The 25,431-nt window shown below is 59.9% G+C and carries 23 protein-coding genes and 4 pseudogenes; 7 read left to right on the forward strand and 20 right to left on the reverse strand.

Translation table 11 applies throughout. The annotated features are described in order from the left end of the window. The first annotated feature begins 10 nt into the window (after nt 1–10). Together fdh3B and ACVIGB_RS49625 are read left to right on the forward strand one after the other, a co-directional pair. Nucleotides 11–607: a formate dehydrogenase FDH3 subunit beta gene (fdh3B, locus tag ACVIGB_RS49620; RefSeq protein ID WP_456723741.1), complete on the forward strand. Its 597-nt coding sequence runs from the start codon at nt 11–13 to the stop codon at nt 605–607. A 31-nt stretch (nt 608–638) separates the two neighbouring features. Next, nucleotides 639–1,643: a formate dehydrogenase subunit gamma gene (locus tag ACVIGB_RS49625; RefSeq protein ID WP_456723740.1), complete on the forward strand. Its 1,005-nt coding sequence runs from the start codon at nt 639–641 to the stop codon at nt 1,641–1,643. Nucleotides 1,644–1,675: 32 nt separating this feature from the next. Here ACVIGB_RS49625 and ACVIGB_RS49630 read toward each other — a convergent pair whose 3' ends face one another. Further along, on the reverse strand, nt 1,676–1,798 hold the full coding sequence (locus tag ACVIGB_RS49630) for a hypothetical protein (RefSeq protein ID WP_456723739.1): 123 nt from the start codon (nt 1,796–1,798) through the stop codon (nt 1,676–1,678). A gap of 636 nt (nt 1,799–2,434) precedes the next feature. Further along, the gene (locus tag ACVIGB_RS49635; RefSeq protein ID WP_456723738.1) at nt 2,435–2,842 is read right to left on the reverse strand and encodes a PEP-utilizing enzyme; all 408 of its coding nucleotides are present in this window, start codon (nt 2,840–2,842) and stop codon (nt 2,435–2,437) included. Nucleotides 2,843–3,430: 588 nt separating this feature from the next. Between ACVIGB_RS49635 and ACVIGB_RS49640 the strand changes: the two genes are divergently transcribed. Beyond that, a complete protein-coding gene (locus ACVIGB_RS49640; protein ID WP_456723737.1) occupies nt 3,431–3,631 on the forward strand; it encodes a hypothetical protein in 201 nt (66 codons plus the stop codon). A gap of 16 nt (nt 3,632–3,647) precedes the next feature. Here the strand turns inward: ACVIGB_RS49640 and ACVIGB_RS49645 are convergent, their stop codons facing one another. From ACVIGB_RS49645 to ACVIGB_RS49670, 6 genes and pseudogenes are all read right to left on the reverse strand, one after another. Then, nucleotides 3,648–3,890 carry a hypothetical protein gene (locus ACVIGB_RS49645; protein WP_456723736.1) on the reverse strand — a complete coding sequence of 81 codons (243 nt, stop codon included), beginning with the start codon at nt 3,888–3,890 and terminating at the stop codon, nt 3,648–3,650. Between the two features lie 219 nt (nt 3,891–4,109). After that, nucleotides 4,110–4,480, reverse strand: a pseudogene (locus tag ACVIGB_RS49650) (hypothetical protein). A gap of 477 nt (nt 4,481–4,957) precedes the next feature. Continuing rightward, complete coding sequence (locus ACVIGB_RS49655) at nt 4,958–5,332, reverse strand: LysR substrate-binding domain-containing protein (protein WP_456723735.1); 375 nt, start codon at nt 5,330–5,332, stop codon at nt 4,958–4,960. Between the two features lie 69 nt (nt 5,333–5,401). Then, on the reverse strand, nt 5,402–7,099 hold the full coding sequence (locus tag ACVIGB_RS49660; RefSeq protein ID WP_456723734.1) for a PHA/PHB synthase family protein: 1,698 nt from the start codon (nt 7,097–7,099) through the stop codon (nt 5,402–5,404). A gap of 439 nt (nt 7,100–7,538) precedes the next feature. Further along, the gene (locus tag ACVIGB_RS49665) at nt 7,539–7,754 is read right to left on the reverse strand and encodes a dodecin family protein (protein ID WP_092126770.1); all 216 of its coding nucleotides are present in this window, start codon (nt 7,752–7,754) and stop codon (nt 7,539–7,541) included. A gap of 498 nt (nt 7,755–8,252) precedes the next feature. Further along, nucleotides 8,253–8,450: pseudogene (locus ACVIGB_RS49670) on the reverse strand (transposase); the annotation flags it as partial. A 1,062-nt stretch (nt 8,451–9,512) separates the two neighbouring features. On the opposite strand from ACVIGB_RS49670, the gene ACVIGB_RS49675 reads away from it, so the two are divergent. Beyond that, entirely contained in the window at nt 9,513–10,940 is a 1,428-nt protein-coding gene (locus ACVIGB_RS49675; RefSeq protein ID WP_456723733.1) for a hypothetical protein, read from the forward strand. Nucleotides 10,941–11,081: 141 nt separating this feature from the next. Here the strand turns inward: ACVIGB_RS49675 and ACVIGB_RS49680 are convergent, their stop codons facing one another. The 4 genes from ACVIGB_RS49680 to ACVIGB_RS49695 form a co-directional block, all read right to left on the reverse strand. Beyond that, a complete protein-coding gene (locus ACVIGB_RS49680) occupies nt 11,082–12,005 on the reverse strand; it encodes a glycosyltransferase family 2 protein (RefSeq protein WP_456723732.1) in 924 nt (307 codons plus the stop codon). Nucleotides 12,006–12,129: 124 nt separating this feature from the next. Further along, nucleotides 12,130–12,969 carry a universal stress protein gene (locus ACVIGB_RS49685; protein WP_456723731.1) on the reverse strand — a complete coding sequence of 280 codons (840 nt, stop codon included), beginning with the start codon at nt 12,967–12,969 and terminating at the stop codon, nt 12,130–12,132. A gap of 280 nt (nt 12,970–13,249) precedes the next feature. Further along, nucleotides 13,250–13,729 (reverse strand): hypothetical protein, encoded by a 480-nt coding sequence (locus ACVIGB_RS49690; protein WP_456723730.1) that lies wholly within the window; start codon nt 13,727–13,729, stop codon nt 13,250–13,252. A gap of 9 nt (nt 13,730–13,738) precedes the next feature. Further along, on the reverse strand, nt 13,739–13,885 hold the full coding sequence (locus ACVIGB_RS49695) for a hypothetical protein (protein ID WP_456723729.1): 147 nt from the start codon (nt 13,883–13,885) through the stop codon (nt 13,739–13,741). A gap of 517 nt (nt 13,886–14,402) precedes the next feature. On the opposite strand from ACVIGB_RS49695, the gene ACVIGB_RS49700 reads away from it, so the two are divergent. Beyond that, the gene (locus ACVIGB_RS49700) at nt 14,403–14,621 is read left to right on the forward strand and encodes a hypothetical protein (protein ID WP_456723728.1); all 219 of its coding nucleotides are present in this window, start codon (nt 14,403–14,405) and stop codon (nt 14,619–14,621) included. 250 nt (nt 14,622–14,871) lie between these two features. Here ACVIGB_RS49700 and ACVIGB_RS49705 read toward each other — a convergent pair whose 3' ends face one another. From ACVIGB_RS49705 to ACVIGB_RS49730, 6 genes and pseudogenes are all read right to left on the reverse strand, one after another. Next, entirely contained in the window at nt 14,872–15,426 is a 555-nt protein-coding gene (locus ACVIGB_RS49705) for a thioredoxin family protein (RefSeq protein ID WP_456723727.1), read from the reverse strand. 270 nt (nt 15,427–15,696) lie between these two features. Then, nucleotides 15,697–16,539 carry a DUF1194 domain-containing protein gene (locus ACVIGB_RS49710; protein WP_456723726.1) on the reverse strand — a complete coding sequence of 281 codons (843 nt, stop codon included), beginning with the start codon at nt 16,537–16,539 and terminating at the stop codon, nt 15,697–15,699. Nucleotides 16,540–17,416: 877 nt separating this feature from the next. Continuing rightward, nucleotides 17,417–18,130 (reverse strand): transglycosylase SLT domain-containing protein, encoded by a 714-nt coding sequence (locus ACVIGB_RS49715; RefSeq protein WP_456723725.1) that lies wholly within the window; start codon nt 18,128–18,130, stop codon nt 17,417–17,419. Between the two features lie 294 nt (nt 18,131–18,424). Beyond that, nucleotides 18,425–18,652 (reverse strand): annotated as a pseudogene (locus ACVIGB_RS49720) (SOS response-associated peptidase); the annotation flags it as partial. Nucleotides 18,653–19,481: 829 nt separating this feature from the next. After that, nucleotides 19,482–20,489: pseudogene (locus tag ACVIGB_RS49725) on the reverse strand (recombinase family protein); the annotation flags it as partial. Nucleotides 20,490–21,186: 697 nt separating this feature from the next. Then, entirely contained in the window at nt 21,187–22,080 is an 894-nt protein-coding gene (locus tag ACVIGB_RS49730; RefSeq protein ID WP_456723724.1) for a 3'-5' exonuclease, read from the reverse strand. A 587-nt stretch (nt 22,081–22,667) separates the two neighbouring features. Here ACVIGB_RS49730 and ACVIGB_RS49735 point away from each other — a divergent pair. Beyond that, nucleotides 22,668–22,949: a hypothetical protein gene (locus ACVIGB_RS49735; protein WP_456723723.1), complete on the forward strand. Its 282-nt coding sequence runs from the start codon at nt 22,668–22,670 to the stop codon at nt 22,947–22,949. Nucleotides 22,950–23,969: 1,020 nt separating this feature from the next. Here the strand turns inward: ACVIGB_RS49735 and ACVIGB_RS49740 are convergent. Both ACVIGB_RS49740 and ACVIGB_RS49745 read right to left on the reverse strand, forming a co-directional pair. Further along, nucleotides 23,970–24,308, reverse strand: coding sequence for a transposase (locus tag ACVIGB_RS49740; protein WP_456723722.1), 339 nt, complete (start codon nt 24,306–24,308; stop codon nt 23,970–23,972). Then, nucleotides 24,308–24,736 carry an IS110 family transposase gene (locus ACVIGB_RS49745; protein ID WP_456749415.1) on the reverse strand — a complete coding sequence of 143 codons (429 nt, stop codon included), beginning with the start codon at nt 24,734–24,736 and terminating at the stop codon, nt 24,308–24,310. Before ACVIGB_RS49745 ends, ACVIGB_RS49740 begins: the two co-directional genes overlap by 1 nt. Nucleotides 24,737–25,048: 312 nt before the next feature. Between ACVIGB_RS49745 and ACVIGB_RS49750 the strand changes: the two genes are divergently transcribed. Further along, a complete protein-coding gene (locus tag ACVIGB_RS49750; protein WP_456723721.1) occupies nt 25,049–25,261 on the forward strand; it encodes a hypothetical protein in 213 nt (70 codons plus the stop codon). The last annotated feature ends 170 nt before the right edge of the window (nt 25,262–25,431 follow it).

Genomic DNA, 25,431 nt, shown 5'->3' on the forward strand with positions numbered 1-25,431 from the left:
AGCAACGCACATGGCTCGGATGAAATTCCTCTGCGACGCCGACCGCTGTATCGAGTGCAATGCGTGCGTCACCGCCTGCAAGAATGAGCATGAGGTGCCCTGGGGCATCAACCGGCGCCGCGTCGTCACAATCAACGACGGCAAGCCCGGAGAGCGATCGATCTCCATGGCTTGCATGCACTGCACCGATGCGCCCTGCGCGGCCGTCTGCCCGGTAAACTGCTTCTACACCACCGCTGATGGCGTCGTACTTCATTCCAAGGATCTGTGCATCGGCTGCGGCTATTGCTTCTACGCGTGTCCGTTCGGCGCGCCGCAATACCCGAAGATCGGCAATTTCGGCTCCCGCGGCAAGATGGACAAGTGCACGTTCTGCGCCGGCGGCCCCGAGGCCGACGGCAGCAAGGAGGAGTACGAGAAGTATGGGGCGAATCGCCTCGCCGAGGGGAAATTGCCGCTCTGCGCCGAGATGTGCTCCACAAAATCGTTACTCGCCGGCGATGGCGAGATCATCTCCCAGATCTACAAGGAACGTGTGATGAAGCGCGGCTACGGCTCGGGCGCCTGGGGCTGGAAAACCGCCTATCGCGAGACGATCGAATCCTGAGGCGGGCTCGCGCAAATACCGGGAGGAGCTCATGGCGTCTCTTGCAAAACACATCCGTCTCGCACTGGGCGCATGGTCGCTCGCGTTGATGATCACGGCGTCGGTGCCGTCCACCGCCCAACAAATCAACCCGACCGCTAGCGCGGTGAAGGAGCAACAGCTTCTGCAGGAACTCAACCGGATCCAGGGACGTGTCAGCATTCCCGATCAGCGGTCAGGCGTGCTGGAGCAGCCGGCGGGGCGCGAGTGGCGCGAATTTCGCAACGTCACCCTGCGCTGGATCGGCGGAGTTGCCATCCTCGGCATGCTCGTGGCGCTCGTCGCCTTCTATCTCATCCGAGGCATGGTCCGCCTCCAGGCCGGGAGATCGGGGCGCACGATCGTGCGCTTCGGCGCCTTTGAGCGCTTCGTGCACTGGATGACTGCGACCTGCTTCATCATTCTGGCAATCTCCGGACTGAACATCACCTTCGGCCGTCCGCTGTTGTTGCCGCTGATCGGCCACGAAGCATTCTCCGAATGGTCGCAATGGGCGAAGTACGCGCATAACTATCTGAGTTTCCCGTTCACCATCGGGGTGGTGCTGATCTTCCTGATGTGGCTCGGCGGCAATATCCCGAACAAGGTCGATGTCGAGTGGATCAAGCGTGGTGGCGGCATCGTGGGTCACGATCATCCGCCGGCCTATCGCTTTAACGCCGGGCAGAAGGCGGTCTACTGGATCGTCGTGATCGGCGGCGCTGCCGTTGCGATCACCGGATATGAGCTGATGTTCCCGTTCTATCTGTCCGGCATCGAAGGAATGCAAATGGCTGCGGTGGTCCACGCGATTGTGGCGGTGTTGTTCGTCGCGGTGATGCTGGCCCACATCTACATCGGCACCATCGGTATGCAGGGCGCCTTCGAGGCGATGGGCAGTGGCATCGTGGATGTCAATTGGGCGAAAGAGCACCACAGCCTGTGGCTGGAGGAGGAGGAGACGCGCGCCGCAGCCAAGGATGCGCGCTCGAAGCCGGCCGCCACGGCGGCAGAGTAGGAGCAACGCCGCCTCCCCCGGGGGCGAGATCGCTAAAGCCGCACGGCCGTCGTTGCAAAGGCCTCTGCGACCGGCTCTTGCACGCGGTCAAGGACCGCGGCGCCGAATCCCGCCAAGACGACAGCGGCCACGCAGGCGAGCAGGAAGGCTCTCATGGCAATCCTCCCAAAGAGGTCGAGTGCAGCGAGATTACACAAAGTGGATCGTCACGGACAGCCGCGCCGTCGAACCCCGGCATTCCCTTCGGCAAGAAACAGGCTCGTTGGATTTCGATTGCTTGAGCTAGCTCAAACTTGCCCATGATGGATTGGAACGAGAGCTCAATTTTTTCAATTGGTTAGGTGGCCTCGTGTGCACGACGTGTGCACCGGGAGATCTAGAAAAATCTCATGACGGCCAATCTGAGCAGGTTTTTTGAAGTGGGATAGGGCCGCATCAGCCCGTGGACGTGCACGATTTCTGGGGGATAGGCGAGTGCGGGCGAGCGCTCACGTCCCGAAGGTGAAAAGCGCCGCGCCTTCACGCGCATTCGCCCGCTCCGCAAGTCCAACCAAGAAAAAAAGCCCTTGCAGTGTGGGTTGGTGTATTCGCCCGCCATCACGGGCGACGATCTTGTACGTAGATCTGCGATTTTCTGCGATATCGTACACTCGATGGCCGGCCGCGCGGTGCAGGTCGAATGCTCGGCGCGGCGCGCAAGGTGAGACGTGCGGACAGGCGCCGCTTCTCAGACGCACGGCGGGCGAAAGGCCCGCTCTCGGCCGACAATACGCGCATCCGCCCCGGCCTAGTTAGGCCGCCGCGAGCTGCGGCGCCACATCAAGGATCGTTACGGCGCCGGTGTCGCCGTCGAGTTCGATCAGCGCGCCGTCCGGGATGATTTTCGTCGCGTCGGTCACCGAGACGGCGCAGGGAATCCCGAGGTCGCGGGATACGATCACGGAATGGCTCATCACCGCGCCGACATCCACGATGACGCCGGCGGCGGCAAGGAAGAGTGGCGTCCAGGATGGGTCAGTGATCGGAGCGACCAGGATGTCGCCGGGATTGAGAACGTCCGGGTTGGACCCGTCCATGACGATGCGGGCGATTCCGGTGACCCGCCCAGGCGACCCGCCGATGCCTTCGAGAATGTCGCCTTTCTGGCCGCGCGCGTCCTCGTCGGTGGTCCGTTTAGGCCAGGTCTCTATCGGGGGCATCTCACCCTCGAACAGGAACGGGGGAATACGCTCCGCAAACGCCGAGGAGGCGGGGCCGGAGCTCCGGCAGCCAGGTCGTTTGGATCGACTGATGCACGGGATTCGTTTCAAGTCGTCTGATCGCCCCTTTGGAAAGCAGGTCCTCAGGCTGATTCCCCCACACTCCGGGACCAGACACCTAGCGCGGTTGGTCCGGATTTTCTTGCCACGTCGTCGAGTGCTCAGATATCCACTTGGTCGCGTCGTGCTCCGTAACAAAGCCCTTGATAACTTCCGTTTCGCCATCGGGCCATAGAATATCGATTCTCCAGCCAGTGCCGGGATTTTTGCAAGCCATGAAAGCTGGTAGCTGCTCGGTCATCGGGGGACTATGCGCCGACGGTGGCCGGCTACAAGCCAGTGATCCTGCCACACTCCGCTTTTTGGCCCCGGTCCACAAACTGACACCGCCACGAATATTCGGCGCCGTGGCCTGTTTTGATAGAGGTTGAGTAGCTACATATTGGATATCACCGCTCGGCCGCTTGGCAATTTACCGGTGACTGAGAGCATCATGCTCCCGCCTTCCACGAAGCAAGGAAGTGCGTCATGCAGCAAAGGCATCCTGTCAAACATTCCGCGTCGCTTTTCCAACGCTTGAACGAAGAAGCGCAGCGCCGGCGCAAAGAGGCAAGAGGCACTCCGCCGGGCATCGAGCGCGAACGTCTCCTGCGCAAGGCGCGGCAGGCGGACAACGCCTCCCAGATGACGGAGTGGCTTTCATCTCGCGGCTTGCGAGCACCGATGTGATGGTCGATTGCCGCTCTCACGGCCGAGGCTTGCCCGTAGACGTCGGTAGCTGAGAGACCGAACGCGCTCTCACCTGCATAACGAGGGAATCCGCGAGCGCCTGCTTGATGTGCTCGGCCTGTTCCACCGTCAGTTTCTCGGCGAAACGGCCACCTTTTTCCAACTGCGCCGGTCCCCTGCGTTCTCGATCGTAAACCATCCAGTCGGTGCTTCCTCTTCGAATAATGAATCTGGCGTGTAGAGACGGGGTGTTGTTCAACGATACCTCCCTAATTGGTCGAGCCGCTGGTCTCAGAATTACACACCAGGCGACAGTTTATTCCTGAACCGCGACACTTAAATTCCCGGCAGTAAGTCTCTTGCACTGTTCATGCCATTGGCCAGACATAGGATCGAGAATGTTGCGCAGTCGCATTCAAACCTGCCGGACTTCGGCGGGTTTGTTCGGTTTAGCGACCAGGTCAGTTCTTCATCTGCTCTACCGCTCCCCAGGCCACCAGGTCGACGGCGGGTTCATGACGGAGATCTTTGTGGTCCGGAGTGCCACGAGATGACTGCGCTTATACGGGTGGCCCTGCTGGCGGGAGCAGCCCTTGCACCGCATGTAGCGCTCGCGACAGTCTGATGGGTCTCGCAGCCGAGACACTTCACCTCGAGGTACCGATAGCCAGCGTTAAGGGCGTCACCGAGCGCTGGGGACGGCTGGGCCGGCCCCTGGAAGGCGAGCATGCGGGCGTTCCACGCCTGGCAGGCCATTATGTCGGCATCCCATCGAGCATCGGCAGCACGCTCGGCCAGATGCCTGACCGTCGACCCGAACATGATGTACTCTCGAGACTTGGATCCCATTCCCAATGATCGCGCCGATCCGCGAGGGTGGGAAGCCCCTAGAACTATCGGGCAGCCTGCACCCGCCTACAACGACTCGGTCAGTGGGCGCCGGCTATGACGTTAGGCACTGGCCAAAAGACCACTCGCAAAATCGAAACAGGCCACTGATGATAGGAACCAATCCATGCCGGGAACATTACGCAATTGGCGACGGCGTAATCCTGCCCCCAAAGCCTGCCTTCGCCATCAGTCCCAGCGCTGCTTCCCCGGAGCGCTGGGACTTATTCAATGCTTGATTGGCGATGAGGCGCGGCCGCCCCCTCCAGAAGACGGTCCGCTTGAAGCGGAAGCGACGCAGATCGTCAGCCCGACGTCAACAACGGGCCGCGGACATGATCCGCCAATCACGTCCGATAGCGCACGCTTAGCTTGTTGCATTGACGCGTTTTCTTCACGCGACTGGTGTCCGCTTCGCTCGAAACCGCTGTGGTCGGTCTACAAGGTTGTATCCTGCATCATTGCCTTGAGCATCTCGGCGAGAACACTCGCAATGGCGCTGGTGCCACGCTCGTGACCGATCAGCATCAGCGCCTGGGCATCATTGGTGAGTTCGCGGACCGGAACGTAAGCGAGCCGGCCCGCCCGGCGTTCAAACTCGATCTCGAACGGAGTGAGGAAGGTGATGCCGTTGTCCAGGATTGCGGCGTGCCTCATGGTCTCGATCGAATTTGTCTCGATGATCGGCCGGAGATCCAGCGCGGCCCTGGTGAAAGCGGCGTCGAGGTAGGGTCGTATCGCGCTACTGGTGTCAGCAATGATAATCGGATAGTCGACGCAGTCGTTGAGGCGAATACTGGCGCGTTTCGCCAATGGATTCCGGCGCTGCTTGAGCCCCTCTTGTATTTAACTCCGCCGTGACGGGTGGACCGGCTTCTGTCGTTACGCGACGGCTCTGACGCGCACATAACCGCCCGGGGCGTCCTCGATTACGGGCAGGTTGCCCCCGCCGGGCCGGCGCGCCGGAACCCGCACATCATCCAGGCGGGTCATCCAGGCGTCCCAGACAGGCCACCAGGAGCCCTGATGGCTGGTTGCGTCGGAGAACCATTGGTCGGGATCGGCCGGCAACTCGTCATTGGTCCAGTGGCCATACTTGCTTCCCGGCGCGCTGATGACACCCGCCATGTGGCCTGATGCCGACAATACGAATTTGACTGGACCCGAGTACAGCCGCGTGGCCGCGTAGGTTGATTTCCAGGGTGCGATATGGTCCTCGCGCGTCGACAGGATGAAGGTCGGGATCTTGATCCCGGACAGGTCGATCGGCGTGCCAGCGAGCACAATGCCACCAGGCTTGGCCAGAAGATTTTCGAGATACATCTTCCTTAAGTAGAACGAGTGCATGGCCGCCGGCATCCGCGTCGAGTCCGAATTCCAGAACAGGAGGTCGAACGGAAGGTGCTCCTTGCCGAGCAGATAGTTGTTGACGACGAAGGACCAGATCAGGTCGTTCGCACGCAACATGTTGAACGACGTTGCCATGTCATGGGCTTCGAGATATCCGCGCTCGCGCATGCGCCATTCCAGGGAGGCGAGTTGCTCCTTGTCGATAAAGACGGCCATGTCGCCGACCTCGGAGAAATCCACCAGCGTCACGAAATAGGTCGCGCTTGCGATGCGGTCGTCATCATTCGCCGCAAGGTAGGCAGCCGTCGAGGCGAGCAGGGTGCCGCCAAGGCAGTAGCCGACCGCGTTGACCTGCCGCTCGCCAGTGGCTCTCTGGACCGCATCCAAAGCCGCCACGGGACCCTCGAGCATGTAGTCTTCGAAGCCCTTTCCGGCGAGCTTCTCGTCCGGATTGACCCATGAGATCACGAATACGGTATGGCCCTGGTCGACCGCCCACTTGATCAGGGAGTTCTTCGGCTGGAGGTCGAGAACGTAGAACTTGTTGATCCACGGCGGAATGATGAGAAGCGGCCGCTTCCGAACGTCGGCCGTCGAGGGAGTGTACTGGATCAGCTGCATCAGGTTGTTCTGGAAGACGATCTTTCCCGGCGTCGTCGCGATGTTTTCGCCCAGCCGGAAAGCCTTCATATCGGTCATCGTGATCGACAGGCGGCCGTCGCCGCGATCGAGATCGGAAAGCAGGTTCTCCAGCCCGCGGAGCAGGTTCTGTCCCCCGGTATCCAGCGTGGCCTTGAGGACCTCAGGGTTGGTTGCGACGAAGTTCGAGGGAGAAATGGCGTCGACGAACTGACGCGTGTAGAAATCGACCTTGCGAGCCGTGCCTTCATCCATGCCCTTGATGTCCCTGACGGTCGAAAGGATCGACTTGGCGGCAACGAGATAGCTCTCCTTGACGTAGTTGAAGACCGCGTTCTCGGTCCAATCCGGGTGTTTGAATCGCTTGTCCGACGGCTTTTCGGGTTCGGAAGGACGTGTTGTCCATATGCGCTCCGCGGTCTTCTGCCAAAGCGCAACGCTCTCGTTGAAGAGGTCGATCTGGGCCTTCGCGGCCGGGGTAGGGTCGGACATCATGTTCGTCATGAGGTCGATGAAGTCGAATCCGAGCGTCGAGGTGTCTCCCATGCCGATCCTGGTGGCGTCGGTCTGGCCCGCGGCAAAGCGCTGCATGAGCGATTGGCTCTGCTTCGCTATCGCGTGCAATTGGCCTGCGATGACGAGGGGGTTCCAAGTCGGTGGTTGTGTCGATCGATCTGCCATGGCTCCCTCCCTTGGGCGCTTTTCGAAAGACTAACACCGTGGAAATCTAAGACAACGAGGCAATCAGGATCCATGGATCGCAATATGCTCTCCTGGGCGGCGCGCCATTGTCTGCGCGGTTCGGGGTTTGCGTCGCACGAAGGAGACGAACGAGTGGAGCACTTACGCCGCCGCTCTCCAGGGAAAAGCCTAGCGCGCAAGGCGGCTGGGCATTCTGTCTCCCTGCCGTGGTCGAGCGCGTCTCCAAGCCATCTGGTCTGAACAAAGGTATCAAAATCCGGCGACCGCGCCTGACATCTTTCTCCAATGAGCCAAACCTCGCCCCGCAAGCGGGGCGAGGTGGTGAGGCTCAGGTGCCCTCGAACTTGAACGATACGTTGAGCTTGGCGCGATAGGCTTCTACTTTTCCCTTTTCATCCAGTTGCATATCGAGTTTGACGACCTCGGCAACGCGGAGATCTCGCAGAGATTTTGCAGCTTGCTCGACCGCATTGGTGGCGGCCTTTTCCCAGGAGTCGTTGCTGGTACCGATCAGCTCTATGACCTTGTAGACGCTCTCAGGCATGTCGTCCTCCCGTTCAGTGTGAAGCAGGGAGCAGGTGCACCCTGCCGTTGTCGAGCCTAGCATCAAGATATCGGCGACGATACGACCCACCTGACTTCAGGGACCTCGTCCGGAGCCGAGAAGGGGCGGACACCGGCCTGTCGAGAACGTCCGATCAACTTCCGTGCGAGGCGTCGATCGTGCTTGACGCCAGAGGCACACCGGATGTTCTCGTCTCTCTCGGAGGCGCAATATGATGTGGTTCACGGTGGTGCGCCGCTCGCGCTCGATGACGTTACCGACCTTGTCCTCGGTCTTGAGTATGAGCAGTTTCTCGTACCAGTCGTCGGTCAGCGCTGTGTCGATGGAACAATCCGCTTCTCGCCAAGGTGCTTACCATCCTTCAGGACGCAGCCGCCGACAAGCTTAAATCCGACCTCATGGTTTCGCTTCGACTTTGGATCGAGCTTCGCGTAGCGGCGATCAGCACGGTATTCGGCGAACAACCAATCGAGCGTCGAACCGCGCGTGTACGCTCTTCCACTTGCCATAGCGCTCCGTCAGGTGCTGCCAGTTGGCACCGGACCGTAGAACCCACAAAACCCCGTTCACGAACAAGCGGTTGTCAACACCGCTGCGGCCGGGATCACCTACCTTGCCTGGCAGCATAGGTGCAATCCGAGCCCATTGTGCCTCGCTTAGCTCATAGCGCTTCACACCCATCAGTACGCTCTGAATCAAAAGGTTCGGAACGCATTGATTCAGCATCATTCAGCTATGGGAATCCTGAATGTGGATTGGTCCTGGAGTTCGTTTGCTGGACCTAGCTTAGACTTCCTCATGATGGATTGGATTGAGAGTTCGGGCTTTTCAATTGCTTAGGAGGCGGCGTGTGCATGACGTGTGCACCGGGAGATCAAGAAAAATCTCACCACGGCCAACGCGAGCACGCTTATGGCGCATGAGCAGGAACAGCATTTTCGAAGGTAGGAGCCCGGCGAATGCCAATAGGGCGCGCAAATCGGATATCTGTGCGATCGGGGTGGTTGCTATCTTGAAGCGCGTTGACAGAACTCAATCCCGCGATCCTATGAAGGTTACGCCACCAACGGCCGCATTTGCTCTTCGAACATCGGGCGCCTGCATCGTCAACGGTGTGAAACGCATCAACCAGCCCGTCTACGAAGTAATAAATGGATTGCCTTTGCGCGATTGAGTGGGAGTAGGGCGGCCGGCCGCGATCGCGCAGTTTTGCGTAGTCTGGTGGAGTTGATCTCGCTTCCTTTCGCACTGGGGACGCTAACCGAAGTAGTGAGCTCGGCTTATCCCGGTGGAGGTCGGTAATCCACCTCGCTTTCGCTAACAGCGTATTCCAGCGGGCTTGATCGTACAGAAGGGCGGGGCGTCCAAAGATCCAGCTTCGAGTTCCGGCAAGCTTCGGTGACAAAGCCGACATTGGCAGGAACGCGAAGGTCTGCGCGGCAACCGTCGACAGGGGATCGGCGACCTCCAAGTTGACGGATAGCCGATCTCAACTAGCGGGCCCAGCCCGGACCAATCGGGCATCGGCCATCATGTCTCGCAGACGCGCGCACTGACGGGAAGGGCGAAGGAGCCCGAGAGCACGTCGTGTCCGCCGATGTTCTTGCAGAGCGTTTTGGTCTGGCAACTAGCTGGGGTAGCATTCGAGCTTCGTTTCAGTGGGAGGCGGTGGTGCGGTCGCAGCGCGAAGCTCCAGCGCGTACGACGGGCGGAGCGGCGTCCCCGTGGCCGTGGACCATGCTGGCGTGGGCCGCGCTGGTGGTGGCGATCGTCGCGTCGTCCAGGCCCGCGGTCCCGGTCATCTGGGGCGACACGCCATCCTTCGTGGAATCTGCATTTCGTACGCTCGAGGCCGGACAGCCGACGGTGGCGGGTGGGCGCGATCCGGGCTACCCGGCGTTGCTGGGCGTGACGTTCGCGTTCGGAGGCGACCTCGGGACGGTGGTGCGCCTGCAGCAGGCGGCGTGGACTATCCTGATCCTGGCGCTTGCAGCAACCGCGCAGGCGACGACGCGCAACGCCGGTGGGCTTGTGCCGATCATCCTCGTGGCAACGTATCCGGGCCTGCTGCTGTTCAGGAATGTCATCACCTCGGAGCTTTTCTTTACGGTCTTCCTCAATCTCGCAATGGCCGGATTGCTCGTTGCCACCTGCGTCAACAAAACGGCGCGGTGTTACGCGGTCGCTGCCGCTATCCTATGTGCGGCGCTCTCGGCCTGCTTGAGGTCGCAAGGAGCCCTGGTCCCGATCGTCGCCGTCCTGGTGGGCGCTAGCCTCGCCCGCCCAGACACGCCTGTGCGCCTTGCCGTGATTGCCGTGTCCGTCGCGGCAGCGCTGGCGCTCCTCGCCACCGGTTCCCGGTTCGGGGCTTCCAACTCCGATCAAGCCTCCATCGTGTTCGTTCCCAAGACATTGTTCTGTAATCACCTGAACATCGTGCTCGCAAGCGATGCAGCGCGACGCGAGATCGCGTCGGCGGCCGGAGACCGCGCCGAGGCCACGATGGCGCGGCTTGTCGCCGACTTCGCGGCGGAGCCGGGTCGGTGGCCGGCACTCGGGTTCTTCGGCGACGCGTGCCTCTTCGACACTACACTGGATCGAGACGTCGCCCGCGATACCGGAAATGCCGACGGCGCGGCGAGAGCCTATCGGCGCATCTTCCTGGCCGCCGTGCGCGACCGGCCGCTGGCCTACGCGGGCAAGGTCGCCCGTCAGATGGCCTATGGGGCCACGGTCGCATGGCCGGCTTACGGACTCGAACCTGCCATCCCGGTGTCGACCGACGATGTGCCGTACGTGTCCGACATCATGACGCGGCACGGCCGGGCGGCTCAGCCGATCGATCTGCAAGGTGGACCAGTTCGGATCGGCCTGCTGTCTGATTTCCCAGTCATCTCCGCCTATCTGTTCAGGGCCTTGTCGATCGCGTTCGTCATCGCCGTAATATATTGGACGGTGACCGCCGTTTGGCGTTGGCGCCCCGAGTTCTCAGCGCGCGGAGGCATCGTCATCGTGATGTGGGCGGCCTCGGTCGGGACCGCCGCCGGCGCCCACACCCTCGACGTCTGGCGATACCTAATTCCCGCAGTGCCGATGGTCGGCCTCATGCTGGCCCTTTTTACTGTCGAACTGGTCGAAATTATCGCATGCCTGCGGAGGGGCTAAGCGCATTATTCGCGAGCTCCTGTGCGCAGAAAATGCGAGCGCATCGCTCCAGCGCCGCAATATTGGCAGCCTCCTGAAACTGTGAGCGGTCAGAAGAAATCCGTCCTTACGGAGCAAGCTCAAGACGAATGAACGCAACTCCTATTCCGGAGGCCGCAGGGCCAAATAAGCAAGCCGCCGTAACTCGCGACGGCCACGCACGACAGTGTCAAGAATCATTCCACTGAAGAAGCTAAGGAAGGCGAGTATCATGAGTCCTGTCGAAAGAACCGCGGTTGGCAAACGCGGCACTAAGCCGATCTCAGCATACGTGATGGCAAGAGGTGCCGCGATCACGATCGAAACGAACCCAAGCAACGTGCCAACTATGCCGAAAAAAAGCATCGGTCTTTCAATTCGAAATAGCGTCAGGATGGTCAACAGGATGCGACAGCCGTCGCGAAACGGGGAGAGCTTGGACTTCGAACCTTCCGGCCGTACTTTGTAAGCAGTCTCGATCTCGGCCACTGGCATGTGCAACCCCAAAGCATGGATGCTGATCTCCGTCTCTACCTCAAAACCTTCCGAGAGGGCGGGGAAGCTTTTTACGAACCGGCGCGAGAATACGCGATAGCCCGAGAGGACATCGCTGAATGAGCGACCGAAGATATGCGACAACATTCTAGTGAGGATCGCATTGCCGAGGCGATGACCTGGCCTAAAGGCGGCGTCAGCGACCGCACTTCGCACACCTACCACCATGTCCAGCTGGCGTTCGATCAACTCCTGTATCATCGTCGGTGCAGCCGCTGCGTCATAGGTCGCATCGCCGTCGGCCATCACATAGACATCGGCATCAATGTCCGCAAAACTCCGGCGGACGACGTTGCCCTTTCCTGGCGTCAGTTCGGTTCGAACTATCGCGCCAGCAGCACGAGCCACATTCACGGTATTATCAGTCGAATTGTTATCGAAGACATAAATGGCAGCGTGGGGCAAAGCCGCACGAAATGCTGTTACCGTGGCGCCGACGGCCGCCTCTTCATTGCGACAAGGGAGGATTACCGCCACACTTTGTTGCTTCATAGCCGGACCATAGAGCCTGCACCACGTGCTCAAACCGACAGTAAACCGAAGCTTCCGCGGGCCAGTGCAGGCATCACCATATAGCTTCTCGCAAAAACAGACGGAGCAAATTGTATGCGCAGTTCTAATGCGCCATCAGGACGGGTAAATCCGCGTGTTCCATGATATAACTGGTCGCGCCACCGAATATCATTTGCCGCAGCCTGTTGCGGGTAAAAGCTCCTTTTATCAGCAGATCGCAGCCTTGTGCTCTGGCGGCATCAAGAACCGCCTCACCGGTTTCGCGGTCTTCCAGTTCAATGCTCACCAGGTTGGTCGCAATGTCATTGTACAGCAATTGTCGGACAATGTGATCGGCAGATGGGCCTGGTACCGCTTGTCCGGCAATCACGGTCAGCACCGTTACCCGTTCTGCCAGACGAAGCAGCGGCATGGCAAAAGCGTTGACCCGAGCCTGCTCGGTACTACCGTTCCAGTGGATCACAACGTTTGTCGCGATGCTTCTCGGCGCATCTGGTGGCGCCAGTAGAACGGGTCTACCGCTCTCAAACAGTGCGGATTCAATGGCGCGCCGGTGAGGGCCGGCAGCATCAACGTCGGACCGTGGCATTACAATGACGTCGAAAGCTCGCCCATAACTTCCAACAAAGTCTTCACCCTCAGGCGCGGTTTCCAGCCGGCCGAAGCATGGTCGGCTCGCGCGCGCAGTGGCTGGAGGAATATCGTGCTTTAGCATGAACGCTTCGAACAAGCGGTGCATTTCGGCCAACTCTTCCTGGCTCTTCGCATTGTAAGAATCCAAAGGGATGCCGGTGGCTAATTCTGCGACTAAATATGGAGGGATACCGAACCGGAGCGGAAAGCCTTCGATGTAGGCGCCGGTACGTTGCGCGAGGCGTGCGGCGGCCTCGAGTGTGGATGCCATGGTCGCAATGTTTTGGATCGGGACCAAGATCGTCTTCATTCTCAACCCCCATGTTTCAGGTGAACATTGACTTACAACGTCTAGTTGGCCTTGAAGGCTAACGGCTTGCGACTGAGGTTGATAGAATCCTCCGGTCGCGGTGCAGATCGTTATTAAAATGCCGAGCGATTAGCCCTCCATGTTAGCACTGCCGGGCGGGCTGTTCGACATCGGGCAAAACACGATCACGTCGCCAGCGAGCAAGCCGGCGAACGCCAGTCCGCGCTTTCGTGGGCTACGATCCACGTAATCCTGCAAGGTGCTGCAATTCCGGGCGTTCTTAACGCGCGTGGAAGATGAGGCCGGCGCGCTCCTGCAGACGCTCGCGCAAGGCCGGACCCATCAGCGCTCCCGGCGTCCAAATGCCGCCCTCGCCCTGCACGTTGCGCCCGAGGCAGAGAGCGCTCTCGGCGATCATCTTGCTGGTCGAGCCGTAGCCCGGATCGCGATCGCCCGTGACGACCGCTTCGACCCGTCGGCCATCCGGCAGTTCGCCCAGGAAGAGGATGTCGTAGAAGCCCTTCTCGCGCTCGCCCCGGGTCGGGCCTGCGCCGGGGGTGAGACCGCCGGTCCCGAGCAAGGAAACCATCGTGGCGAACGTCTCCGTCGTCGCGCGAGCGATATCCCCCAGTCCCGGCGCGACCATCATCTCGTCGTAAACGAAATCCGTCCCGTAGGGATGCCCCAACAGGAAATTCGTGCGGTGCACGTTCTTGGTGTTGACCGGCGCCATGGGGAACGGCACGAGCAACACGTTCATGCTCGGGTCCTATTCGGGGATGAGGCCCGACGGCTGAGACGGCCCGGTGAACCCCGGCGTCAACGCGAAGGGGTCGGTCAGCAGGCGGATCAGGGCCGGGTCGCGCGCGGCGGCCGCAAGCGTCGCCTGGGCGCTCGCTGCGTTGTCGCCAGACATGCCGCCTTTCGCCTTGCGAAGGCGGGCTTTAACCTGCTGTGCGGGGCGCGCAGCAAGTGCCATTCGAGGGGCAGCCGCTTTCATTGAACCGTCCCACCGCGTTGACGGAGGATACCACAGTTCCTGTCCTGGGTGCGCAACGTCCGGTTGGAGTCAATACGCCGTTTTGACCGTGGGCGAGCCACTTCCGGTTTAGCTCGATAGCGGACAGTTTCCGGGCGGGTTCCAGACGGGGCCCGGCGCTGACATGCCGCGCCGCCCCGTCGGCCGTGTCGAGCCCGGAAGACCTTATTCCCCTGCGGAGCGCGGGGCGAAGGTCCCCGTGCGTGCGGCACCGTCCGCTGGGCATCACCAGTGGTTGAGACGGGGCTCCCGCTCCCGGTTTTCGTCCCCTAGCGTGCGCGGAAGTGCATGGGCAATCGCGCGGGGTTGATCCTCGGGGGCGGTCCAATCGCGTACCGCCCGATTTTCGTGTGCTACTTAGTTGGTTAGCTAGTGGTAGCAGGAAAAGCAGATCATGACTGATGATCAGGTCAATCTTACCGTTCAGCACCTTTGCGAGCAATTGCACCTGGCGCTCCGATTGAAGGGCAGCGAGGCTCACCCACCAAACGCCAAGGATATTGGGTTCGATCCTGTCTCTGTAAGGACTGTATTGCTGAGCGGCTTGCGTTCGGCGGGGGTCACGATCCACCACGAGGCCGCCGGGATTAGCGAAGAGCCGCCGTGGTCCTAGACACAAAACGCGGGATAGACGCCCCGCGCCAATGTCCCAGTTGGGGCATTTTCGACCGGCTAAGCCGGTTATCTCACCGGTTGATGTCCGTGCTGCCCCGGAAGCAGAATTGAAGGAGAAGGGGGCGGCGAATGCGACCCCGGCAGCGGCCGCAGGGCCCTCGTGATGCCGCCAGTCAAATCGCACCTGTGCAGCAAATGCTGCCGCACACGGCGGTCTCAAATGCGAAACATACTGACAGGGATCGGCTTCATTCGTCCTTCCATTTGATCGAGCAGCCAATGGACGATTTTTGGTCAGCCGGCGCCATACCGGTGGTCGCAATCGCGCGCATGGCCTCGACAAGCTCCCGGGGCGCCCCCGCGCGAGGCGGAGTTGTGCGCCCTTCGTCGAGCCGGCCGCGATACTTGAGCTTGCGGTCGGCATTGTAACCGAAGAAGTCAGGCGTACAGACCGCTCCATACGCCCGAGCGACTGTCTGGGTCTCGTCGTGGAGATATGGAAACGGAAAATCATGGGCCTTCGCGAAACGCTTCATATTCTCAAATGAGTCTTCGGGATAGCTCGCCGCATCGTTCGAGCAAATCGCCGCAAAGCCTACGCTCTCCGACATCAGCACGCGGGCGTCCGAAACCATGCGGTCGATCACCGCCTTAACATAGGGACAATGGTTGCAGATGAAGACGACGACCGTGCCTTTTTTGCCCGCAACGTCGTCCAGTGCGTAAGTCTTGCCGTCGGTGGCCGGAAGCCGGAACTCCACCGCCGGCGTATCAAGAACGAGTTGGGTAGCTGGTGTCGCCATATCGCACCTCCTCGTGCCCCAATATACGCTGATGACGGCCTGCTGGGCACAGTTTCCAAAACCTTTTCGCCAGTCGCGTCGTTTTGACCGTACGTCGACCCTTCGCGGTCGACCCTTAACAGCCGCCATTTGGACGAGCGCGGGAATTCGTCGGTGTGGGCCACGAACGGACGTTAGCACCTCCAATGCCCCGGCGCGTGGGGCGGCGACCATAATATGCTGCTGTCTAAAGTTTGTTCGTCCGGCGCCTCTGAATGATTGCCTCGACACTCACCGCCGGCCGCGCTCCTGCGATTTTTTTTCGCCGATCAGACAGGGCACCCGGGGCTCTTTCTCCGCGGCTGGCACGATCCCGCTCTCGTGCGTGAGGCCCGCAACTTCGCGAACAAGCTTGGTCCGGATCGCTTCCTGGAATTTTTCGCGATCCTTGATCGTCATGACGAAGGCGCCTGGCCCTCCGATCACGCAGTCCTCGTAATAGAGATCGAGATTCTCGATATCGGTCGTCGAGAGGGATGGCTCCTTCACCATGATCGGGAGGCCGTTGATAATGATGCCTTTTTCCAGGGCAGCGTCGCGGGCGCCGGTTACGGGGGCTCCGTCGTTGTTCGGCCCATCGCCGGAAATATCGATGACGCGCCGCAACCCGCGATAGGGGTTCTCTTCGAACAGCTGCACCGCAAAATCAATCGCGCCCGAAATCGAGGTACTCGAACCGCGACGAACCGGCGCTTTCATGATCTCGGCGGCCACGGCATCCGCCGATTCCGGGCCGTCGATCACGCGCCAGGGAATGATGATCTTCTCGTCGCCCGACATCGACCACTCGAAATAGGTCACGGCCACCTTGCTGCCCGGAACGGCCCTCAGCGCCTGAAGGAAGTCTTTCGACACGATGGCCTGTGCATAGCCCTCGCGCTGAATGGCAAGTTCGTCCATATCCATCGAATAGGAGACGTCGACGGCGATAACGAGCTCGACATTGACGGGCTGCACACCGTGGTTGGTGTCGGCGAATCGAGAGTTCGGGGTCGGCGCGGCAATGCCAGCAACGTCAGCTCCGACCATCGCCCCCGCAACAAGCACCGCCCCGACCGAGACACACCAGCGCATGGCGGCCCTCCCGTCCTTTCACGAGCATGGTGACACCCGAAACGCGCTCCGAAAAGCGGAAACATGCAATTGCCCGGAGCCCGCTTCGCTGGAGATTCTGCGCCCTTCGGATCACAATCCCTCACGCCAGTGCACGATGAACCCCTCGCCGGAGGCACTCGGTCACGCATTTGCCTGCGGCATCGCTATCACTAATGCGCGCGCCGGGTGCCGTTATTAACCGGTCTCGGGGGTGCACTCGTTCGCGCGTCTGCCTGCGGCCCCGCTATCACTGACACGCGAGCGGGTGCGTTTTCTCTGGCCTCCGCGTTGCTCCAGCGTTCGACCGTTCAGCCATTCCGGGACTGATAATAATTCTCTTATGCAGCCACACCAGGCCGGCCGCTTCAAGGCCAAGCCCTACGGGCGCTTAGCGGCCTTGACCCGTCCGTTCTGGCGCGGCATGGGCTTGGCATGGATCTCGGGCATCCGAGGACCAGCACCAAGCGATCGTTGAGGGGCTCGCTGCCTGCGAATTGCTCCGGTCTTTTTGTAGTGCATCGGGAGAAACTGCTCTCCGTCGCTCAATGAAGCCATGCAGCCCAGGAGCTTCGTGACGCGTTCTGGCTCCGATTGGTTTCCAGGCCCTGTGGAATTTTGACCGCGTTCCCGGACCACTGTGGAGTGTCAGCCCCGAGGGGGTCCTCAAGCGGACGATCGTCGAAGATGGCCGAGTTGCTTGCATGGAACGCTCCCGGTGGGCTTCGGCATTTCCCGACTGCCGCTGAGATGCTTCCATTGGCTTGAGCCAGTTCAAGCGGCCGTGATCAGTGTGAGGCTTGCAATTGCGGGTGCGGAGCTTTGCGGCGAAGTGCTCCTGCGGCATGCCAGCTCTGGCTCAGCTTTTGTCGTTTGCTGCAAGCTTCTGAAATTGACGTTTCATCTCGTTGATCTTCGCAATGTATGCCGCGACGAGGTGGTCGCCGCATTGTTCGCCCGCGGCAGGCCGGAACCCGCGGCGCACGAAGGCTCGTCCGGGGCCGGTGCCGCAGAGATGGATGAGCGCGGCGAGATCCTGCTTCTGACGGGGACTGGCGGTGTCCTTCGGTGCGGCAGCGAGAACTCTGGCGACGTTGCGGTCCAGGTATATCGCTGCGAGCTCAGTAGCGTGGCTTGGTAGCGTGCGAACATAGAGGCCATTGAACCTGCAGTCCGTGGTGACGACCGCGTGGTGGCGAATGCAATAGCTGTTGGCCTCCGCGAACGCCGGGTCTGTCATCTGATACAGGCCGACGGCGCTCGAGGCGGGCTTGTATATCGCGAGCGGATTCCAGGTCAGTCGCCAGCGCCAATAGGTGCGCGCCACAGGATTGCCGGAGCTCTCGGTCTGGGCCAGCGCAGCCAGGAGCTCGGGTGCGATGATGTCGGTGGAGGAGGAACGGAAGTGTGCTCCGTACTGCCGCCACGTGTCTGCCGGCTCCTTGTCAAGCGCCGTGCCGACGAAAAAGAACAGCTCGGTCGGCTTGCGGATGATCTGATAGGAGACGTTGGCCAGCGGAAGGAGCGCGACAAGCGCCGCGCTGACGACCGCAACCCGCATCGCCGCCGGCATCGCTTCGAGCTTCCGCCACATCTTTCGCTCGGCGCGCCGGCTGCAGGCCAGCCAAATGGCTGGGGTCCAGCCTTGCCGAGCGCGCCTCTTGCGAGCGACTGGCCTGGTGGCGGGCAACGAGGACACGGAATCGTCAGCCTTTAAGGAACTTCACGCAGCAGGAGCGGAACGGTTGAACGCGGCGAGGAGCTGTCTCGGATTTGCTTGGGTGCGGCTCCTTTGCCGCGAGGCTTGTTTGAAGCGCAAACCCACACTGAAATAGAAAGATTGCCAATGTACTGACGGCTAGCCGGGCCAGTGCGGCGATAACAGGTTGCGAAGGTTGGCCACCGGTGACCCACCCGTGCGCAGCGGAGGCGGCATATCCCACCGCATCAGGACCGTCACCGGCGCTGCGGAGGACCGGGACCGGGTAGCCGGGAAAAGCTCCCGGCATAGGCGCAAAGTTGCCAACGTAGCGGTTTCCGACCCGGAACAGATTCAGGATGACGGCTTGGCCGTGGTTGAGTAGAGGTTGCACATGAAGTTGAGAAAATTCTGCCAAGGTTAATCTTGGAGCCTCCATTTTGCGCTCGATCAGTGGAGTGCGCCACCCGACTTTCTTGCGGAGCGATTTGTTGTTTGTGCCGGTAATCTGACCGAGCTTGCGGAAGGAGGTTGGGGAGGTCGCGTTTTCAATTTGCTTCGCCAGAGGGAGAGCGCTAATTCTGCTGCATTCTTCTCGCGACGCACGCAGCCTGCCATAAAGAGCGGCCATAACGGCCTCAAGGCTGTCGAGTCGCATTCGACTGAAGAGACGGTCCGACACGCGTAGCTTCTTTCTGTCCTTCGTCAACGGAAGCGCAGCGGTTGGGAGAAGGAAATAGTCGCGAATGCGGCTATTGCCACTGTCCATCCGAATCAAGAGCGTAAGTTCAGCCTTTTGGTACTTGAGCTTCCGTACCTCCCATCGGCGAGATCTGGTATCACCGTCCGAAACGGCGCGTGCCACCGCTACCGATACGGTCAATCCTCCGGAAATCGTAACAAGGTACAGTTCGTGCAAAAAGGAGGCGTTCACGCCAAGCCCCCTGAGATTGATGATGATATCATCGACCACCGAGCAGATCGTGCGATCAATTTCGACGGCGATCTCCATAAAGCGGTACCGATTGCCGGGCCTGTAGCCAACTAGTTCATAGGCTCTCATGAGCGACCCAAATCTGTTTGTGTATACAGCGGGGTGACGCACGCCCTTTGCCGCCTGGATGATGTGCACTGACAATCGGCCCTTTCGTCGCAGGAGAGCCGCCAAACTATCGAGCAACTGCTGATCGGTTTCCTTCTTGTTGTTTGCGACTTCGGCGAGCCGCTTTCGTGTCCGAGCGAAAAGACGCGGATCGACGATGCCTTCGAAAGCGTTGTCGTGGCGGATCCACATTTCAGGCGGGTTGTCGACACGTCGCCCGGCAAGCTTCATTGAGCTGCGATTGAAAACGATATGACCCAAATAGATCTCATTCGCGAGGAGGTTGCTGACAGTGAGGGCGGTCCATCGTTTTCCGCCGGGGCTCAATAAGCCTTCAGCATTTAGCTCCTCCGCAATTTGCGTCCTATTTTTCCTGTGTATCACGAACGACGAGAAGATACGGCGGACGATCTTGACTTCCGAGCTAGGCCCTCGGACGAGAACGACCCGTTCGGATTTCAAGTTCTTCTGCTGGCCGCGCTCCAGCACTCCCTTGCGCTTGCCGTTTGCGTCGACGAGCATCCGACGCAGCCCGTAGGGTGCCGCTCCGCCTCGCCAATATCCTCGGTCGACGATATTCGACTGGCCCATAAATGTATTTCGCGACAGGTCCCGGCTGAAGCCAGCAGCTCCCGCGCGCTTCAAGTTCTTGAGTATCACTGATGACAGGCTGCCATCGTTCTCAAATTCTTCAGAGCAATAGTGAACCGATATTCCCGCCCGTCTGCAGATGAACTCATAGAAGGCGCTTTCGTCAGTGTCTTGAAAACGCCCCCAACGGCTAATGTCGAAGACGAGGACACAATCAAAATCCGACCGTCCGCTGTCGACGTCATCAATGAGTTGCTGCAAACCTTTACGGCGGGCAATGGTAAGACCGCTGCGCCCTGGATCAGAATAGGTACGGACGATTTCCATACCTCGGCGTGCTGCGTAGACAGCGATGGCGGCTACCTGAATTTCGATCGAGTATTTTTGAGGATCGGACGACATCCGCACGTATTGCGCAGCACGAAGCGTCGGGGGCGATTGCTGATGCGCTCGGACGGCGGTGGTACCTGCAGGCTTTCGCCCGCGCGGCACTTCTGCACGCTCTCTGACCTTCGGAGAAGATGATCGTGGCCCAGGCACCGTCGAAGACCTGCGATATCAATGCAACCGTGCACGCCGCCGCAGGTCGGTAATGCCGATAATGCCCAAATAGTTCCTTGGAAAAGCCGGGACGAGCAGGCTTATCCCTGCGGTCTCATTCCCAAACGTTGGCCGCAGATGCTGCCATACATGCCCACAACTCCACCAAGTCCATATCCGGCGTTCGAGTCTTCGGTATTGAGTTGTTGGACAACCCCAGTAGGCGAGGTGATGACGCTAACCTTGCAATAGCGCGTGCTCGCTGTGCCCCATCCTCGGTCGGTTTCAATGTCAGTTACAGCGGAGAGCTGCCAGACGTAAGACGATTGTCCGCTGTTCATCTTAAACATACTGGTCGGTGGTCCGAACTGTACGACCAAGGTGTCTATGTTCTTCCCTATGTATTGGTCACCAAGTCTTGTCACGACCTCTTGCTTGGATGCCGCGCAGCCAGCCAGCACTGCGCAGGCGGCAGCGATACTCAAAAGTCTCATTCTCTATTTCTCCCCAGCAATGGCGACATTAAGCGCAACCAGAGGGCGAGATCAACGCTGATGTGACTAAAGTCTTAGAGACGCGCGGTAGAAGCCGGCCGGGTGAGCTAGCGATCGCCCGGCCACCAAGTTTCACAAGGGCGGGTGACGGATGATCGCATCGCTGATCCAACCGCAGTTTCCCGGCTGACGCGCTGGGGCGTTCAGATTCTCGCCGAAAAGCGGTTGAACGCAGTCAGGATCTGGGTCCGGATACTGGCGTCCCGTTGATAGATGATTTCCTGCAGATACTCGATTTCGGTGGCCTGATTGCCATCATCGACGTCGATGTACCAGGACCGTGACCGGCCATCGGTGCCATCGCTCCAGCGATAGCCGCGCCGCTTGAGCTCGTCCTTGAGCTCGAAGGGCGACTGCTCGGCCCACACCCTGATCGTCCTGCGGCGGGCGCGCTCGAGCAACACCGACAGCACCGTGCGATTGAGCTCGGGCAGGGTCATCGCCAGGATCTCGAGCAGTGCCTGGCAATCGTCGACCGCCCGGTGCGCCTCATGAAACAGGCCGGCCTTCATCAACAGATAGGACAGGCGCGATCCCTCGAAGCCGTGTCGGCGCCATTCGACCTCGCTGACTGAGCAGGCCCAGGCCTTGAGCACGAACAGAGGCACGTAACGCTCCATGAACTTGCGATCGAAACCGGCATTGTGGGCGATGACGACGACCGCATCGGACGCGAACGCGTTGATGCGCTCTTCATCGAGGCTGTGGCCCGCGACCATCGCGTCGGTGATGCCGGTCAGGGCGGTGATCTCGGCGGGAATTGCGATCGATGGCTGGTTGAAACAGCTGAAGGTATCGATCACCCGGCCGATCCTGCCGTCTGCCAGATAGCTGAACTTGACCATCCCGAGCTCGATGATCTCGTCTTTGGCCTGATCGAGGCCTGTGGTCTCGACGTCGAGCAGGATCGCGATCTTTTCCGGCTGTCCTGTGGGCGGCGTGAATTCGGCACGTGGAACCAGTCTGCGCAGCACCCGGTAGTCGGGCGACTGCTCCAGCATGCCGGCGGTCTCGGCGAGAGATGGTTGAATAGTCATATCGGGGGCTGATCGGATAGAGCTCTTGGTGATGTGTGGCCGGCAAGCTTACCCGATCGGATCGGATCCGGCATTGCGGCGCCTGTGGATAGGTCCCGAGCTTGCGAGCACCCGGTGGAGGGAGGGCCTCGCTGGAACTTGGCCTTGCGATGGAGCGCAGTCTTGCGCGCCGGATGCGGCCGGGCTCTCGTGGACCGTGCCGCTTCGCGTCACGGCTTGGCGGCTTCGATCCCTTCTGTAATCCGAACTGAAAGGTCAAGCCTTCTCCATCTCCTCTTGGGGTAGAAGCGACCACTTAGCCGTCAAAGGCCAAGGTCTCACTTTGACCCGAAGCAGACTTTCTCTGTTCATGGAAAATTGAGCATTCACGGTGTTGCCGGTTGACGGAGTGCTGTTATGCAACCAACAAGTGGGGTGTGTTGTCGGCACTTTTGTCCCGGTCAGAACCGAGATTCACCGTGAACCCTCTCTGCAAGAGCCCAGTCTTAGCTCTACTTGCCGCTGCGAGCTTATCCGTAGTGGCTTGTTCTCCCCAGGAGGACGTCCATCTCACCTGTGCGACGACGATTTTTCTCGCGGACAAGCTTATGGAAGCCGGCAAGGTTCCAGCCGACGACGCGTTACGAAAGAAAGCGAATGATGCCACGATCAACCATCAGAACGCATCGGTGACTTTCAGAAGGCTGGACACACGTGTACCTGAAGGCGAAAACGAGCGTCTCATGGAGCTGGTTTCTATTTTTGGTCGCGAACGTGACCGACTTCTCAAAGAGCTATCGCCAGAGGAAATCGTCACGCGGGCAAGGACCTGTATCGAACAGGCACCTCCGAAAGGGCAAGGCTTTCCGCGTCCTGATGGTAGCTTTTGACCTGAAGGCTCACGTTCGCGCGTGGGGCAGTGGTCCGGTTTCGCGTGACAGGCCGACCGAATTGGCTTCCACTCCTTACTTCCGCGCTCGACCCCAGAGCGGACTTCGCTGACGAGTTTGGAATAATGCTCCGATACAGCCTTTGCTCGCTATCTCCTTAGGGTTGAGGCAATCAATCCACGCTATTGTCTCGCCTGTGCCCTTCAAATGGTCGGTACCAAGGGTAATGTCTGGTTACTTCCTCACTGCCTGTTTGATCGTGGTTGCCCTGAGTTTCGAGGTGTCTTTTCGCCGATCCTGGAGTCTGTCACGGAACTCTGAGCTGCTTGGCCCGGCCCGACGGCTCGCAGTTCGGCGGCGTGCGATGTTGCCGACAGGCTGCGGGCTAATTTGCATGCTGCTGGGGTGGATGGTACTTCATCTTGTTCAAGACAAACTTGTTCTCTCCATGACGGGCAGTCTAGTAATGCTTTGTGCTTCTTTTTCCACCGGGTCGTTTATTGGCTTTATGGCCGGGACGGCGAATCGGGTTTGAAGCGCCGGGATCAACCCAAAGCGAAAAAGTTCATCAGGCTATGACCGCCGACAAGCGACCATGACTTTGCCATTGTCCTGTTGATGTCCGGTTGTGGCCCATCGCGGCCATCCAATGTCTCCTTTGGGCCAGAAAGAGACGTACATTGCCTTGGCGGCCCGCCGTTCGTCGGTCACGCTCTACTCGTGGGCATACGCCCGCGACCGGAGCCGCAATGCGTCTCCGCCCCTTGGGTCACGATCGTTGCCGCCTACCACTTCTGCCTGGTCCGCGCTTCTGTTCGGAGCCGACCAAAAAGGGTTCGCTCCATGATGGGGTCCAGCGAGGCGAGGTCGTCCAAGCTCACAGCAGGTGCTGAAACGCACAGGGATCGAAACGGACTGACCTTCCCCACGTCCTGGGCAGAGCAGATGCCTACGCCGGAACGATTCCTAAGTCGCGCTCGAAGCTGACGGCTGGCCGAAGCGGAAGTCTGTACCAGCCAGTCACATACGGTGCATTATGATAGCCAGCTTCCTGGCCACTGCTACGCATGCTTTCTTCGCCCCTACGCGTTTGGTGAGCTTTATGCCCCACGCACGCAGAACGGACCACTTCTTCGCGATCCGAAGATGCGAGTTCGCAGCTTCGTAGAGAGCGTGGCGCATCAGTCTGTCACCGCACCTGCTGATATTGCCAGACCGGTCGATCTCGCCAGATTGATACACACGAGGCGTCAGTCCCAAGTGCGCCGCTACAGCCCTCGAGTCCTTGAACCGTGCAGGATCGTCAATCGTCGCCTTGAAGTACAGGCTTACGATTGGCCCTGCGCCCGAGACTATCATCAAACACCTGCAGACCTCATCTTTACGCGCGCCATTTGTGAAAGCTGGCGGTCCAATAGAGCCTTCTTCACTCGCATAGTGTTACGGACGTCGAGTAACGCTTCGACTGCCAATCGCAGCTCTGCTGCATCAGCGAGCGCGGCTTCGACCTTGGCGGCGAAGCGGGAGCGATGCACAAGCCCCAGCTTGAGGCCATGCACCTTTAACAAGCCGCGAATGGTGTCTTCTGTCGCCAGCATGTGATCGACGAACTTCCTTCGGGCAATCAAGACCGTCCGTAAAATCTGCGAAGCCTTGCTCTTGACGTGTACCGCCCCGTAGTGACCGACCCGTATCATCTCGGCAATGCCACGCGCATCGCTGCGGTCCGTCTTGTTGGGCCGAGAGGATAGAAAACGCTGAGCGTGCCGCGTTTCTATGCAAACGATCTAAAAGCCACTCTCGACCAATGCGCCGTAGAGCCATTCTGACAAAGGGCTGGCCTCAATACCAACCAGCGCAGTCCGCTGGCGCCATCCAACCAAGGCTTTAACGAGCGCGATCGGCTCGCTCTCGGTCTTGCCTTCTCATATCGGCGAGCAGTCCCAGACCAAGGGTACCGAAGGCCGGGGATCGGATTACCCCAGCTCGCGCCGATTGGGTTCACGCCAATCACAAAATTCGGAAAAGGCGAAATAAGACTCGACGAGACACCCAACTCACGCGTATCATCATGGCTCGATGCAGGTGAGGTAGCCGCAATGGCAGGTCAGCAGGCCAGGTCCTCGGACCTTGTTGAAATCGCGCGGAGAAGCGGTGAGTTTCGCAAGCACTATGGTGTCGTGCTCGGAGCATTCCTGTACCTCAGCTCGATTAGCGCGGCGCGACCGCGCTCGATCTGGTGGAGCGGTGTGCTGTCGGCTCTGATCGGCGCGGCTGCGATCTGGACCAAGAGCCGTGGCAGTGGTGGTTAGCAACCGAGAGTCTTCGGTGAGTGCGCGAGGTCGCCATTGTGATGCGACCATACGCCGCACTGTTCCCTTGTCGTTGTTGGGAAAGGGGCTGTCGTCCGAAGAGCAGATGATGGCCGTTGTGGTTTGAAAAGATCATCAAGCAGAAGATCTTCCACGCAACACATCGTACG

It is taken from the genome of Bradyrhizobium sp. USDA 4341, assembly GCF_054063755.1.

Bases quoted from the DNA above. Each gene is read 5' to 3' on its own strand.
- fdh3B (WP_456723741.1), top strand. From the start codon at position 11: ATGGCTCGGATGAAATTCCTCTGCGACGCCGACCGCTGTATCGAGTGC.
- ACVIGB_RS49625 (WP_456723740.1), top strand. From the start codon at position 639: ATGGCGTCTCTTGCAAAACACATCCGTCTCGCACTGGGCGCATGGTCG.
- ACVIGB_RS49630 (WP_456723739.1), bottom strand. From the start codon at position 1,798: ATGAGAGCCTTCCTGCTCGCCTGCGTGGCCGCTGTCGTCTTGGCGGGA.
- ACVIGB_RS49635 (WP_456723738.1), bottom strand. From the start codon at position 2,842: ATGCCCCCGATAGAGACCTGGCCTAAACGGACCACCGACGAGGACGCG.
- ACVIGB_RS49640 (WP_456723737.1), top strand. From the start codon at position 3,431: ATGCAGCAAAGGCATCCTGTCAAACATTCCGCGTCGCTTTTCCAACGC.
- ACVIGB_RS49660 (WP_456723734.1), bottom strand. From the start codon at position 7,099: ATGCAGCGCTTTGCCGCGGGCCAGACCGACGCCACCAGGATCGGCATG.
- ACVIGB_RS49665 (WP_092126770.1), bottom strand. From the start codon at position 7,754: ATGCCTGAGAGCGTCTACAAGGTCATAGAGCTGATCGGTACCAGCAAC.
- ACVIGB_RS49675 (WP_456723733.1), top strand. From the start codon at position 9,513: ATGCTGGCGTGGGCCGCGCTGGTGGTGGCGATCGTCGCGTCGTCCAGG.
- ACVIGB_RS49680 (WP_456723732.1), bottom strand. From the start codon at position 12,005: ATGAAGCAACAAAGTGTGGCGGTAATCCTCCCTTGTCGCAATGAAGAG.
- ACVIGB_RS49685 (WP_456723731.1), bottom strand. From the start codon at position 12,969: ATGAAGACGATCTTGGTCCCGATCCAAAACATTGCGACCATGGCATCC.
- ACVIGB_RS49690 (WP_456723730.1), bottom strand. From the start codon at position 13,729: ATGAACGTGTTGCTCGTGCCGTTCCCCATGGCGCCGGTCAACACCAAG.
- ACVIGB_RS49695 (WP_456723729.1), bottom strand. From the start codon at position 13,885: ATGTCTGGCGACAACGCAGCGAGCGCCCAGGCGACGCTTGCGGCCGCC.
- ACVIGB_RS49700 (WP_456723728.1), top strand. From the start codon at position 14,403: ATGACTGATGATCAGGTCAATCTTACCGTTCAGCACCTTTGCGAGCAA.
- ACVIGB_RS49705 (WP_456723727.1), bottom strand. From the start codon at position 15,426: ATGGCGACACCAGCTACCCAACTCGTTCTTGATACGCCGGCGGTGGAG.
- ACVIGB_RS49710 (WP_456723726.1), bottom strand. From the start codon at position 16,539: ATGCGCTGGTGTGTCTCGGTCGGGGCGGTGCTTGTTGCGGGGGCGATG.
- ACVIGB_RS49715 (WP_456723725.1), bottom strand. From the start codon at position 18,130: ATGCCGGCGGCGATGCGGGTTGCGGTCGTCAGCGCGGCGCTTGTCGCG.
- ACVIGB_RS49730 (WP_456723724.1), bottom strand. From the start codon at position 22,080: ATGACTATTCAACCATCTCTCGCCGAGACCGCCGGCATGCTGGAGCAG.
- ACVIGB_RS49735 (WP_456723723.1), top strand. From the start codon at position 22,668: ATGGAAGCCGGCAAGGTTCCAGCCGACGACGCGTTACGAAAGAAAGCG.
- ACVIGB_RS49740 (WP_456723722.1), bottom strand. From the start codon at position 24,308: ATGATAGTCTCGGGCGCAGGGCCAATCGTAAGCCTGTACTTCAAGGCG.
- ACVIGB_RS49750 (WP_456723721.1), top strand. From the start codon at position 25,049: ATGGCAGGTCAGCAGGCCAGGTCCTCGGACCTTGTTGAAATCGCGCGG.